Source organism: Paenibacillus sp. FSL H8-0259 (assembly GCF_037963255.1).
Classification (GTDB): Bacteria; Bacillota; Bacilli; order Paenibacillales; family Paenibacillaceae; genus Paenibacillus_AQ; species Paenibacillus_AQ phytohabitans.
Genome location: NZ_CP150147.1, coordinates 4335579 through 4350601, shown reverse-complemented (window position 1 = coordinate 4350601; position 15023 = coordinate 4335579). Strand labels below are relative to the sequence as shown.

Genomic DNA, 15023 nt, shown 5'->3' with positions numbered 1-15023 from the left:
CTATGCAGAGCAGAACACATACACCGGACTTTACGCAAAATAATGGGAATGTGCGCAGCGATGATATCGCCATTATCGGCCTCTCCGGCAGATTCTCCGGCGCCCGCAATGTGCAGCAGTATTGGGACAACCTTGTGCAGGAAGTGAGCAGTCTTCAGGAAGCGCCTGCTGAACGCACGGAGCTGACCAAGCTGACCCCGGCGCAGAGGGCACATATCCGTTATGGGGGCTTTCTCCCGGGCGCGGATCAATTCGATCCTTTGTTCTTCCACATCTCACCCAAAGAAGCGGAGCATATGGACCCCAGACAACGGCTGTTTCTGGAAGAATCCTGGAAGGCCATAGAAGATGCGGGATATTCGCTGCAGGATATGTCAGGCAGCAAATGTGGCATATTCGTGGGCCTTCAGCAAGGGGAGTACCTGGAGCGGTTCCTGGGTGAGACGAACGAGCATGTCCCTACGGGGAACAGCTTGTCGGTCATTCCGGCGAGGATTTCCTATCTGCTGAATTTAAAGGGGCCGAGCATCGCCCTGGATACGGCCTGCTCATCGTCACTGGTAGCTTTGTCACTCGCTTGTGACAGCCTGCATAACGGCAGCAGCGAGATGGCGATCGCCGGAGGTGTCCAGCTTATGCTCACGCCATGGATTTATATGTCGCTGGGCAAGCTGGGGATGTTGAACACCGACGGAATCTGCAAGCCGTTCGCCGAGGAGGCGGACGGCATAGGCCTGGGCGAAGGCGTAGGCGCTGTGCTCCTCAAGAAGTATGCTGCCGCGAAGCGGGACGGAGACCATATCTACGGAGTCATCGCAGGCATCGGGGTCAATCAGGATGGTAAAACCAATGGCATTACCGCCCCAAATGGTCTCTCACAGGCAGCGCTGGAACGTGAAGTCTATGAGAAATCCGGGATTAACCCTGAACACATCAGCTATGTGGAGGCACATGGCACGGGCACCCGGCTGGGGGATCCGATCGAAGTCGCTGCCCTCACGGAGACCTTCGGCGCATTCACGGACAAGAAGCAATATTGCCATCTCGGCTCAGTCAAAGGCAACATAGGACACACCCTGTCCGCCTCGGGCATGGCGGGTCTGATCAAGGTTCTCCTTAGCCTGCAGCACGCCAGAATTCCCGCTACGCTTCACTCTGGTGAGGGGAACAAGCTAATCGATTTTAAGAACAGCCCATTCTATGTGGGAAAAGAGACCGAGGAATGGCGCAGGGAAGCCGGACGGCCAAGAATGGCAGCGGTCAGCTCGTTTGGAATGAGCGGAACCAATTGCCATGTGGTGGTTGCGGAGCATATAGAGCAGGAAGAAGAAGCCGTCACCGGCACAGCCGGGGACAATGACGGGAAGGTGCTGCTGTTCGCTTTGTCAGCGAAAAGCGATACGGCACTCGAGGCCAAGGTACAGCATCTGCGGGATTATCTGCAGGAGCGCACAAGCTTGGGCAGACTGGCCAATATATCGTATACACTGCTGACCGGAAGAGATCATTACGCCTACCGCAGCATGTTCATTGCCGCAAGCAAGGAAGAGCTGGTCCGGGAGCTGGAGGCTTTTCTTCATAAGCAGCCAAGCTCAGGCTGGTATAGCGGCGGCGGATCGGGCGGCAATGAGCGGGTGAACCCTGCGCTGAAATCCAAGATGGAGCAATTGCTGGTCCAGTTTCATCAGGACCGGCTTACTCCGCAGGAACGGGCAAAGGCGGCGCAGCTGATTGCCAATTATTACATCAAAGGCTATGCAGCCGATTTCAAAAGCCTGTCCGCTGCCGGGAGCTTCCGCAGAGTGCCGCTTCCAGGCTATCCCTTCGACTATATGCGCTGCTGGATCGAGGCAGCGGATGAGAAGGGAAGCGCGGAGAATGGCGGGGCTGCCGGAAGTACCGCAGCTGCCGGAGGCGCTCGCGGAGTATCCGGAAGTGGCGGAGCTGCCACAGGAGCTGACCAGATATCCAGAAGCAGCTCAGCTGCCGGGGCTGCCGGAAGTGCTGGAGCAGCGGCAGAGGGGCAGCTACATCCGCTGGTTCACCGCAATGTGTCAACGGTGCAGGGAATCGGCTTCATAAGTGAACCGGAGGCTGCCGGAAAGGCCGTGTTCGGCAAGTCTATTTATGGGGCAGCGGTATTCAGCGAAGCTATTCTGCTGGCTATAGGCGCGCAGGCTGCACTGCTGGGAAGTGGTGCTCCGGGTATTGCCTCACTGGAGCAGATTCAATTCTGCCATCCTGCTTCTGACAAGCAGCAAGTGAAACTGAATATTCAACTTCAAGGTGAGGGTGAGGGGGATTCCCTCCGGTTCGCTATCCTGCACGAAGGATCGCAGCAGGATATCCTTGCAGCAGGTACGGCCAGAACAGGCCTGGCTTATCCGTCTCACGAACCGGCAGCGCTGGATATAGGCAAGCTCAAGCAGGAAGCAGCGCAGGTTCGGACTGGGGATGAAGTCTACCGGGTACTTGAGAATCAAGGTATAGCTTATGAGGCACAGGCACAGATCATAACTGGCTTGTACAGCAGCCTGACAGACCACTTGGCGGTAATCTCACCAGGCCCGTTCCATTCGGCGGACGATGTCCTGGCAGCTATGCTAACTGAAGCCGTCCTGCAGGGGCTGAACATGGACATTATCAGCAATGGCGGCACGGCGTCTGCAGCTTATGAGATCGGTGAAATACAGCTTATCCGCCAAGCCTCATCGGCGAAATATGTTCATTTTCAGTCGGGTGGTCTGGAGACTGCCGGCAGTGAGCTTCATTATGACGTTCATGTGCTGAATGAGTCGGGTGAAGCGGTGCTGTCCTTTAAGAACATCCAGATGGTTCCCGTCAGCACCCGTGAGATTGTTACCGGGGAGCAATACGCTCTGCTTATGAAGGAATGGATGAAGTCGGAGCAGCCTCGTGAGCGCAAACGGGTTGAAGGGCAGTATCTCATCATCGTAAATGAAGAGATGGATGATGACGCACTTGCAGCGGTCAGAGCAAGCTTTGAAGAACCGCTAATCCTGTGTGACGGAAAGGCGCAGCAAGCCCGTGACTCCGTGTTACCCGTTGACTTCACGCTTACAGAGGATAGTGAGCAGACGATTGAAGCCGTACTCGGGATGAAGCTGAAACTCAAGGGAATCGTTGATTTCTCCGATCTCCATGCACAGCCGAAGCCCATGTCCAAGCAGAGCTACGGTAAAATCATGCTTCTGCAAGCGCTGGTTAAGCAGGCGGGCAAGGATTTTCGGATTGTCCATTTGACCGGCGGGGTTCAGAATCCGGAGAACCGCACGGTTACTCTGGCCGGAGCGGATATCGCCGGGATCATCCGCACGCTTGGCGCAGAATATAGACAAGTCACCGCCCGCACCGTGGATATCGGCCTGGATGCTTCGGATATTAACCGGCAGCTCCGGATTGTCCTAGGCGAATTAAGCCTGGAATCCGATACCGCTGAAGCGTGCTATGCGGACGGATTGCGGTATGAGCCGGTTATCACCACGTTGAAGCAGCAGAATAAATGGATCGGCCGCGAACGGCATAACCGGTTGAAGGTAGACCCCAAGAAGGTCTACGTCATTACCGGAGGCACGCGGGGGATCGGGGCCGAGGTGGCCCGTCTGCTGGTCCGAAGAGGCGCACGGAAGCTGGTGCTGATGGGGGTTCAGGCTTTTCCTGTCCGGGAGGATTGGCCGGACATCTTGTCCGGCACTATCCATGATCCGGGAAGTCTGGCACGAATCAAGCGGGTAGTGGAGCTGGAAGCCTCCGGTGCCCAGGTTGAGGTGTATTCCGGTTCGCTGACCGATGCCGGGCAGCTTATGCCTTTTGTTGAGAGCATCCGGCAGCAGTGGGGCGAAATTGGCGGTGTTGTGCACTGCGCAGGCTCCAATCTGAATCAGCACCCGGCCTTTGTGAACAAAAAAATCGCCGATATCCGGCAGGTCTTTGAACCTAAGGTTGAAGGGGTGGCGGCACTCCAGCACATTTTTGCCCAGGATAAGCTGGAATTCTTTGTTCTATTCTCCTCCATTTCAGCTCTGGCGCCGCTGTTGTCTGCCGGGCTTAGCGATTACAGCGCAGCCAACTATTATCTGGACCTGTATGCACAGCATCAGCACACCCTCGGAAACAGTTATTATCAGTCGATCATCTGGCCTAGCTGGTCAGAGGTCGGGATGCTGGCGGATTCCGGATTTCAGCTTAGCCCGCTCTATACACAGTCAGGATTTACCGCACACAGCCTTGCCGATGGCCTCTTCATGCTGGAGGACATCATCATTGGCAGTGATTCGCCAAGTGTGATTCCGGCTATCCTGGACATGGATCTTTACCGCCCGGAATTATTGATCAAGGCAAGCGCTGAACGGGGGAAGGGTTTACCTGGGGCGAAGGCCGTTGTGAAGAGTCAAGGCAGTCCTGACGCTGCGGTAGCCGGGGAGAATGTACAGAATACACTGAGTACCCCAAGTGAGCTGCAAAAAGCGTCCGCCCTGATTCTGGATATTTTCTGTGCAGGGCTGAAGCTGCCTAGGGAGCGTGTGCGGGAAGATGTTCCTTTTGCTGAAATCGGCGTGGATTCCATTCTGCTGATCGAGGTCATTAAGAAGCTGGACACCGCTTTTCAGACCCGTATGGATCCGGCGTTATTCTTCGAGCTTAGAGACATGCGCGCGCTGGCAGAGCATCTCTGCTCAAACGGCGCAGAATATAAGAGTCAGCCGGAACTGGTGCAGGATGACCCGCCTTTGCTGTCAGGCAATAGAATCAGATTCGCTGAACCGTATAACCGGGTGCCGGAATTTCATTACGGCCGTGGCAGGGAAGCAAGAATGCAAGCGGTACACAACGTACAGGACGAAACGCCAAGCCCTGAAGGCAGGCATGACGGACGGATTGCCGTTATCGGCATGGGCTGCCATTTTCCGGGGGCTGGAGACAAGGACGCCTTCTGGAACAATCTGCGGCAGGGACTGGACAGTATTACGGAGGTTCCGGCCAGCCGCTGGGATAAGGATGAATGGTACGCTCCTGTCTATGCAGAAGGCAAAAGCATCAGCAAATGGGGCGGGTTCCTGGACGATATCGAGCGCTTCGACGGCGGGTATTTCGGCCTTAAGGAGAATGTGGAGCAGATCAGTCCGCTTATGCGGCAGTCCCTTGAGGTTACAGCGGAGACCATTCTGGATGCGGGCTATGAGATGGAGGACATCAGCGGGAAGAAGGTCGGTGTGTTCATCGGCGCCCATCCAGGCTCTTATCCGGGCTGGGTGCAGGATATCAATAAGAATACGATCATCGGCATCGGGCAAAATTTCATCGCGGCTTATGCCTCCCATTTCTTCAATCTCAAGGGTCCCAGCCTAACGGTGGACAGCGCCTGTTCTTCCTCGCTCCTCAGTCTGCACCTGGCCTGCCAGAGCATCCGCTCCGGCGAGTCGGAGATGGCTATAGCGGGAGGGGTGGATCTGCTTCTGGATGAGCGTCCCCATCTCGTATTCAGCGCCTCCAAAGCCATGTCGCCGGACGGCAAATGCCATACCTTTGATGAGGAGGCGAACGGCATCGTGCCGGGAGAAGGCTGCGGGGCGGTGCTGCTCAAGCCGCTGGCCAAGGCCCTCGCCGACGGGAACAGAATCTACACGGTTATTGAAGCCTCGGCAACCAATAATGACGGCCGTACGATGGGGGTTACCACCCCAAGCATGCAGGCCCAGGAAGAGGTTATCGCTGAAGCGATACGCCGTTCCGGTATTAACCCGGAGACGATTGGTTACGTGGAGACCCACGGCACAGGTACGATGATCGGCGATCCCATTGAGCTGAAGGCCCTGACCTCGGTTTACAAAAGATATACCGGTGCCACAGGCTTTTGCGGTGTGGGCAGCGTGAAGACCAATATCGGCCATTGCCTCAGCGCGGCAGGCATTGCCAGCTTCATTAAGGCGGCGCTGTGCGTCCACCACAAGATGCTTGTTCCCACGCTGAATTGCAGCCGGCCCAATCCGCGCTTCGACTTCGGGCACTCGCCTTTTTATCCGGTGCTTGAGGCCGCAGCCTGGGACAGCCACGGGGAGGCCCGGCGGGCAGCCGTCAGCTCCTTCGGATTCGGCGGCACCAATGTTCATATGATCATCGGGGAGTGCGGGGAGGATACACTCAACGGTTATACCCAGCGCAGATATCCGTTGCCTGCACCGCTGTATAACAGGCAGCAGGCCTGGGTAAACCGCGGGAAGGAAGAGGGCAGGCAGACACAGGATGAACAGGATCAGCTGTCCTTTCTGCAATTCGTGGAAGAGTAGGCATGAATACGGGAGAGCGGAGAGGTGTGCACGCATGGACGCTTTAAATGGTGTGAAGTTCAGTACAGTAATTAAAAACAGCAATTATATCGTCAGAGATCATCGGGTTCACGGAGTACGGATCATGCCGGGTGTGACGCTGCTTGACATGATCTACCGGTTCCTGCAGACCAAGGGCATCAACCTGCGGGATATCGAGCTGCGCAAGGTTCTGTTCAGCGAGCCGGTCTCCACCAGCGGACAATATGATAAAAAAATCCAAATCTCGTTCACCAAAAAAGCGGACGGATACGAGGTCGTGGCGCAGAGCCGGAAGATTAAGGAGCACGAGCTCCTGGACAGTACCTGGGATGAAAACCTGCGCTGTGAGCTGCATTTGTCACCTGCGCGCACCGGCGAGCGGAAATCAATCGACATTCAGCAGATTAAAAGTCTGAGTCATCGCGTGGAAGATATGGACCATGCCTACAGCTATGTACGGAGAATTGATATCCGCCATCTGGAATTTATGAAGGGTCTGGGTAAGCTGTATTACGGCGATCAGCGTATCCTGGCTGAGATTACCCTGGGCGAGCTGGCGAGGGAATATATGGACCAGTTCTACATGCACCCTTGTTATCTGGATGCGGCAACGCTGGTTCAGGGATTCGTCGTATTGCAGGAGCTGGATTTCTCCAGGGAGATTCAGGCTTCCATACCGATGTTCATCGAATCCTTCCGTTCCTATGAACCGATGAAGGAGCAGATCTATGTCTATATCAAGGATGAGGGGTATCCGGATGGAGACATCAAGGATCTGATGTATTTCGATATCGAGGTGTATAACGGGCAAGGACAGGAGATTGCCAGCTTCAGACGCTGGGGTCTAAAGAAGATCCGCTCCAGGGAACTGATCAGCGGGCCTCAGAAGGTTCAATCTCCAGCAGCTTCCCCAGTGGCTTCGTCCGCACCTGCTAAGCAGGAGCCGGTCCAAGTCAAAGCCCAAGCTCCGCTGGTGCGTGCAGGAGTTCCGGCGGAAGAAGGTATGCGCAAGGCTGCTGTCACCGCTTATCTGAAACGGCTGGTAAGCGGTCTGTCTGGAAGGGATGAGGCTGAGCTGCGGACCGATGAGGGCTTTTACAATCAAGGGCTGAACTCACAGCATTTGCTTGACATCGTCAAGCGGCTGGAAGAGAAGCTGGGAAGCCCCCTTTACCCAACATTGCTGTTTGAATACGCCACGATGGAGGAGTTAAGCCAGTATATTCTCCGGGAGCATAGCGATTCGTTTTTCAGCTCCGATACAGCGGCTGGCGATGTTAACCAATCGGCCAAGCCGGAACCGTCCGCTGCGGCCATTCACGCCTATACCTCCGCTTGGATCAACGGCCCGCTAACACAGCTTAGCGAGTCAGGATACCCGGGGCAGCAGGAGCAGGTACTGGTCTTGTGCGGGCAGCAGGATGAACTACTGTCTCTGGCGGGAATAGAGGCAGGCAATCGCTACACCTTCGTGCTTCCGGGAGAGCAATTTGCCGCAGCAGAAGCCGGCATTTACCGCATGAACTTTAACTGCGGGGATGATTACAAGCAATTGGCAGATGAATTACAGCTGGCGGACCGCATGCCCACAGTTCTGGTCAACAGCCTGAATTGCGGCGGGCGGAAGCAGGGCGGTCTGCCGGAGTCCGAGCAGCAGGTGATTCCCATGTTCTATATCCTGCGGGAGCTGCTGAGAAGCAGAATTAAATCGGCAGTAAAGGTGCTGTATTTCTTCGATCAAGAGGGGGCTGCCGCTCATCCGGGCGATGCAGCGATGGAGGGATTCCTGCACTGCATCCAATCCGAAACGGATAAGGTGGCTTATAAATGTATCGGCCTGGATGCGGAGAACCGCAGGCAGCTCCGGACAATTTTCCATAATGAACTCTACAGGGGCTGGGACAGCGGGCGCCGTGTGGTGTATGAGCGGGACATACGGAGAATACAGACCTACCGTAAGGCAGGACACGTAGCTGGCGGAGGTAAAACGGCCATTCGCAGCAATCAGGTCTACTTGATTACAGGCGGAGCCGGAGGCATTGGACTGAAGCTGGCAGCCCATGTTCTGCAGCAAGGCGGGACAGCCATTCTCTGCGGCAGAGCTGCCAAGCTGCCGGAAGAGGCTGCAGCCGGGTTAGGCGCGCATCACCGCCTGGATTATGTAGCTTGTGATGTAACGGACCGGACATCGGTCGAGCGCCTGCATGCTTTTGTGAAGGAGAAATATGGGGAATTGGACGGAATCTTTCATTGCGCGGGACTTACACGTGATTCGTTACTGGTGCATAAGGACAGTGATGAGCTGCGTCAGGTGCTGCGGGTGAAGGCGGAGGGGACGGCCAATCTCGATGAAGTGTTCAAGGGGGAGCCGCTCACGTTTTTTGCTGCTTTTTCCTCCGTGGCGGGAATTCTGGGCAATCCAAGCCAAAGCGATTATGCGTTTGCCAATCTATATATGGACGCCTATGTACAGCAAAGAGAACTCTGGAGAGCGCAGGGGCTGAGAAGCGGCAAATCCCTGTCCGTCAACTGGCCTCTCTGGCGCGAGGGCGGCATGAAGGGCGACGAACATACGGAGCTTGCGCTAAAACACAGATTTGGCATCTCGCTCCTGGAGACCTCCGCAGGGATAGAGGCGCTGGAATGGGCGCTGCAGCGGGAAGAAACCCTATTGCTCATGGTTCCGGGGGAAGAAAGCAGGATTGACGCTGTCTTGGTCCGGGACGGGGAGTGGAATGAGGAGTTACATAAGGAAACGGCGGCTACACAGCCTGAGATGGCACCGAATCCGACTATCCGTTCTGCCGGAGGTACAGAAGAGGATGACCTCGCGATTATCGGAATCAGCGGGAGATTTCCGGGTGCGGACAATCTGTCGGAGTATTGGGAGCTGCTCAAGGCAGGCCGGGACGCCGTATCGGAGGTCGATCCGCAGAGGTGGAGTCATGAGGAGCAGCAGCGGATTGCCAGGGAGAGCTGGGGCAAGGACAGCTCCCGGTGGGGCGGCTTCCTCCGCGATGTGGACAAGTTCGATTCACTGCTGTTCAATGTGGCACCTTATCAAGCCGTGCTGATGGACCCGCATGAGCGGGTGTTTCTGGAGCTGGCCTGGGAAGCATTCGAGGATGGCGGGTATATCCGGTCTGCGCTCAAGGGTCAAAAGGTAGGCGTATTCGCCGGAGCCATGTGGATGCAGTACCAGCTGTACAACACCAGCCGGCAAGTCTCCACTTCCACCCTCTCGTCGATTGCCAACCGGGTCTCATATTATTTTGGACTGACCGGACCTTCGCTGGGCATTGATACCATGTGTTCCTCCTCGATGACGGCACTGCACATGGCCTGTCAAAGCGTGAAGAATCAGGATTGTGCCATGGCCCTGGTTGGAGGGGTGAATCTCTCTGTGCACCCGGATAAATACCTTCTGTTGTCTCAGGGTAATTTTGCTTCCTCGGATGGCCGGTGCCGCAGCTTCGGCGAAGGCGGAGATGGTTACGTGCCCGCCGAGGCAGCAGGCGCCATTCTGATCAAGCCGCTAAGGCAGGCGGAGCGGGACCATGACCGGATCTATGCGGTGATCAAAGGCAGCGCCATTAATCATGGCGGGGAGGCGAGCGGGTTCACGGTTCCCAATCAGCGTGCGCAGGAGGAAGCCGTGTCCGAAGCGATCCGCAGAAGCGGCATCGATGCAGGCACCATCAATTATATCGAAGCGCATGGCACGGGGACCTCGCTGGGCGATCCGATTGAGATCAAAGCGCTGATGAATGCTTTTGCTCCCCATAAGGACGAAGCCTTCAGCTGTGCCATCGGTTCAGTCAAGTCCAATATCGGCCATGCCGAAGCGGCTGCGGGCATATCCTCCATCGCCAAGGTGCTTCTGCAGATGCAGCACGGGCAGCTTGTACCATCAATTCATTCTGAACGAATTAACCCGCATATCCGGCTTGGCGATTCGGGCTTTTACATTCAGCAGAAGCTGGAGCCGTGGAAGCCGGTCACCCGTACCGCAAACGGGAGGACAACGGTGTACCCGAGACGCGCCGGCATCAGTGCTTTTGGTGCGGGAGGTTCTAACGCCCATGTCATTCTGGAGCAATATACCGGCAACAGAAGCAGCGGGAATCAGGATCAGCAGAATGTTGATAATGATCCGTATATTTTCATATTATCCGCGCAGACCCCTGAACGGCTGCAGGCTTATGCCCGGCGGATGAAAGCTTTTATGGAACAAAGAACAACAGAGGGCCACGGTAGTCATAAGGACATGACAGCTGCCCTGCAGGAGGTCATTGCTCAAATGCTGGACCTTCCGGTCACCGGGATCGGACAGGATCACTCCCTGGAGGAGCTGGGTCTCGGGCCTGTTGAATTCATCCAGCTGTGTGACAGGCTCCTGGCGAGCTTTGGCATCCAGGCAAACGCTTCTGCCGTTAGCGGTGACTTAACAGTGGAAGAGCTCAGCAGTCAGCTTGTACACGGAGTGGCAGGTATGGAAGGTTATGAGGCTGCTGAAGTCAGGGCCGGGGCGGTGCAGGAACTGTCGTTGCCGGGGCTCAGCTATACACTTCAGGTAGCCCGGGAACCCATGAAGCACCGGCTGGCTGTCGTGTACCGTACACTCAGTGAGCTGCTGGTGACGATCGGGGATTATTTGGAGCAGCGGGCATCCGCTCAACTGTTCACGTCAGAGGCAGGCTTGGCTGCACAAGGGCAGGCAAGTAAGGCGCAAATGCAGAGACATGTACAAATCCAGGCTAATCCGTATACGCCGGGCGATGCTGAACGCCTGGCCCAGGCATGGGCGGAAGGCGCAGCTATAGACTGGCGGATATTATACGGGAATGACGTACCTGAGCTTCTTTCGCTGCCGCATTATCCGTTTGCCCGTAAAAGCTATTGGATCGAGCCGATTAACCCTTCACAACTAATTACAACTATACAAGAGTATGCAGAACCCGCTCCAACTGCCGGATTCGCAGCGCCTGAAGCAATTCCGGCGTATGCGGGAAATGAAGTTATGCTGGAGCATGTGGAGGGCGGCGTCGCTATTATCCGCATTCAGGATGCCAAGCATAACAATACTTTTACCCATGAGGTTATACAGGGGCTCACCCATTGCTTCCAGGCCGCACAGCAGGATGAGCAGATCAAGGCGATTGTGGTTGCCGGGAACGACCGGATCTTCTCCATGGGCGGAACCCAGGAGCAGCTGCTGGATATTTCCGACTCCAGGCTGAGCTTCACGGATGCGCCGATTTTGTACAGGGGGATGCTGGAGTGCCCTATCCCTGTGATCTCTGCAATGGAAGGCCACGCTTCCGGCGGCGGCCTGCTGTTCGGATTGTATGCGGATGTTGTGGTTATGGCTGAGGAGAGCTTGTATTCCGCTGCTTTTGCCAAATACGGCTTCACTCCGGGGATGGGCGCAACCTTCATTCTGGAGGACAAGCTGGGAAAGAATCTCGCTGTTGAGATGATGTTCACAGCCAAAATGTATTCCGGCGAACAGCTCAAAAGCAGATCAGCCTCCGTCATCTTCCGGGCAAAGGACAAGGTGCTGCAGGAGGCGGTGTCGGTTGCCCGGCTGATTGCCGAGAAGCCGAGGACCACGGTCAGTGTGCTGAAGCAGGAGCTGTCCAGCCGGGTGCTGGATTCATTACTGCAATGTGTGGAACGTGAGAATGAAATGCACCGGATTACCTTCACCACCTCAGAGGTCAAAGCAAAGATCCGCCACTTATACCGGGCCGCGGAATCAGGGGGGAATGAGCGGGAAGCTGTAACGGCAGCAACCCTGTCTGCACCTGAAGATAAAGGAAACAAGGCAAGCCTGCCGACCGGGGGTATACATTCCGGTTTAACGGACCATGACGGTTCAGCAGGTCTTGCCAGTTCAACAGACCCTGCTGACTCCATTCCTTCCATATATGCTTCAGAAGCCGATCGGAACATTGAGCGGAACTTCAAGGACGAACTGACCCGGATCATCGCTAACCGGATACAACTGGATGAAGCAGAACTGGACGAGGATATGAATTTCAAGGATATGGGTGTGGATTCCATCAGCGGCGTTGAAATTGTGCGCGATCTCAATGAGAGCTTCAGCCTGCAGCTCGACACCATCGATATCTATGACTACTACTCTATTAATCTTCTTGCCGCGCATATCGGGCGCAAGCTGGAGTCGTTTTTACAGGTTAAGGAAGCGGAAGTACCGGGAATACCGGGATTAAAGGCAGTACCCGCAGTCTCAGGAACATCTTCAGGTACGAGTAGGGGAGCAGAAGAAGCCGGAGCTTCAGGAGGACATGCCGGTTCAGGAGTATCCGGGGGTTCTGCCAACTATACTCCCCCATCGGTTAACCAGGAGGACCGTGATCTGCTGGAGCTGTTGTCCAGGCTGAACGAGGATGAGCTGGATGTGGACGAAGTAGCCCAGTTTTTGGAGGTGTACTATGAGTAACGGCGAGACGATCAAGGACATATTGCAGCAGATCAAGGACCATAAGCTGGAGGCACGCGAAGGTCTGAGACGTATCCATGAGCTGAAGCAGCGGGGAGATGCGGTTTCCGGTGCAGAGCAGACCCTCTCTCCGGAAGCCGTGGAGCAGCAGGTCAAGGATGTGCTGTGCCGGGTAGTGAAGCTTCAGCCGGAGGAGCTGAGCCATGAGCTTTCTTTTAAGGAAATGGGCATTGATTCGATCAGCAGTGTGGAAATTGTCCGCGATCTGAATGAAGCGCTGCATATCCAGCTTGACGGCATCGTGCTCTATGATTATCCGACCATTCCCGAGCTGGCCCGGTATATGGTAGATGAGATTCAGAAGAACAGCGGCGCAATGCCGGGGAAGGGAATCAATGCCAGTGCTGCGAATGCAAACCCGCAAGAGCAGATACACGAACCTGTGCAGTCCCAACGCTTAAACCACAGATATGAATATATGAATGATCTAATCGATCAATTCTCGACAAACAAACCGGCAGCAGCGCCGTCCAAACCGAAAGCGCCAATGAAGGAGCCAGTGAACGACTTTAAGGAGCCGGTAAAAGCTTCTGAACCAGCCACAGTCTCGCCGCACGCCGCACGATCCCTGAAGCCACTAACCGGGCGTCAGGCCAAGGAGGAACAAGCACCTGCGGCGCAGGCTCCCTTATCCGCTGGACAACCGGCCTCTGGAGCGCCCAAGCTGACACTGAAAACCGGCCCGGCTCCCATAGCTCCCGCAGCTTCAAGTACAGAGGCTACGGGCAAGATCAAACTGGGCTTTGCCGCCTCCCGCCCTGCGGAAGAACCGGTAAAGGTCACGCCGGAAGCTCCTCCAGGAGTTTCCGCTGACCAAGCCACAGCCGCCGCGGCAGAAGGCGTTGCGATTGTCGGGTTATCAGGCAGATTTCCCGGCGCCGCTTCGGCAAGAGAGCTGTGGCGTAATCTCCGTGACGGTGTAGCCAGCACGGGTGAAATTCCCGCCAGCCGGTTCGATATTCGGGCATGGTATGACGAAGACCGGAAAGCGGATCAGAAGACTTATTGTACGGTTGCCGGACTGCTTGACCATGTGGATGAATTCGATCCGTTATTCTTCAATATTTCTCCTAAGGAAGCGGAGATTATGGACCCGCAGCAGCGGATTTTTCTGGAGGAGGCCTGGAAGGCGCTGGAGGATGCCGGATATTCCGACCAGGCGGTGCAGGATACCCGCTGCGGCGTATTTGTCGGCTGTGCGCCAAGCGATTATACCAAGCATCTGGAAGCGAACCGTCTAAGCAATACCGCAGATGCGTTTACCGGGACTTCTTCGTCGATTCTGGCTGCGCGAATCTCGTATTTTCTCAATCTGAAAGGCCCGAGCATTTCAATAGATACCGCCTGTTCCTCGTCGCTGGTTGCCGTACACCAGGCATGTGTCAGCCTCTGGAATGAGGAGTGTGACATGGCGCTGGCCGGAGGTATCCGGCTGATGATTACCCCGGACAGCATGGTGCAGAGCAGCCAGATGGAGATTTTGTCAGCGCAGGGTGTATGCAGGCCCTTCGATCAGGAAGCAGACGGGACCCTGCTGAGCGAGGGCGTAGGGGTCGTGGTGCTGAAGCCGCTGAAGCAGGCGCTGGAGAACAGGGATCATATCTATGGTGTAATCCGCGGCTCAGGTGTGAATCAGGACGGCCGGACCAATGGCATTACCGCACCAAGCGTGAACTCGCAGATTCAATTGGAGAAACGGGTGTACGAGAAGTTCCGCATCGATCCGGCCGAGATCAACTATGTCGAAGCGCATGGAACGGGCACCGCTTTGGGTGATCCGATCGAAGTAAAGGCCCTGACCGAAGCGTTCCGCGAATTTACGCAGGACAGCCAGTATTGCGCGCTTGGGTCCGTCAAAGCCAATATCGGACATGCCACAATGGCCGCCGGTGTCGCCGGAATGATCAAAATCCTGCTGTCTCTGAAAAACAGACAAATCCCGCCGCTGATCCACTATAACCGGCTTAATGAGAAGATCAGGCTGGACGGAAGCCCCTTCTACATCAACACCGAGCTGGTAGATTGGCCGGAGAACAAACGGGGCTCCAGAATGGCTGCAATCAGCGGGTTTGGCTTCAGTGGTACGAACTGCCATATCGTCATCGAAGAATACCGCAGGGGAAGCTAGAAGCTGTAAGAGCGGCCGGAATTCATACATTCATTAGGAA

3 protein-coding genes are annotated in these 15023 nt (G+C 55.7%); all 3 read left to right on the top strand.

Going from position 1 to position 15023, the window contains the following annotated elements; genetic code table 11:
• The first annotated feature begins 2 nt into the window (after positions 1-2).
• Genes NSU01_RS18275 through NSU01_RS18265 form a run of 3 tightly spaced genes read left to right on the top strand, consistent with a single transcriptional unit; the run spans position 3 to position 14983 of the window.
• The gene (locus tag NSU01_RS18275) at positions 3-6308 is read left to right on the top strand and encodes a beta-ketoacyl synthase N-terminal-like domain-containing protein (protein WP_179093460.1); all 6306 of its coding nucleotides are present in this window, start codon (positions 3-5) and stop codon (positions 6306-6308) included.
• A 34-nt stretch (positions 6309-6342) separates the two neighbouring features.
• Positions 6343-12795: an SDR family NAD(P)-dependent oxidoreductase gene (locus NSU01_RS18270; protein ID WP_076243096.1), complete on the top strand. Its 6453-nt coding sequence runs from the start codon at positions 6343-6345 to the stop codon at positions 12793-12795.
• Positions 12788-14983, top strand: coding sequence for a type I polyketide synthase (locus NSU01_RS18265; protein WP_076243097.1), 2196 nt, complete (start codon positions 12788-12790; stop codon positions 14981-14983). Before NSU01_RS18270 ends, NSU01_RS18265 begins: the two co-directional genes overlap by 8 nt.
• The last annotated feature ends 40 nt before the right edge of the window (positions 14984-15023 follow it).

Excerpts from the sequence above, each read along its gene's own strand:
- NSU01_RS18275 (WP_179093460.1), top strand. The coding sequence starts at position 3 with ATGCAGAGCAGAACACATACACCGGACTTTACGCAAAATAATGGGAAT.
- NSU01_RS18270 (WP_076243096.1), top strand. The coding sequence starts at position 6,343 with ATGGACGCTTTAAATGGTGTGAAGTTCAGTACAGTAATTAAAAACAGC.
- NSU01_RS18265 (WP_076243097.1), top strand. The coding sequence starts at position 12,788 with ATGAGTAACGGCGAGACGATCAAGGACATATTGCAGCAGATCAAGGAC.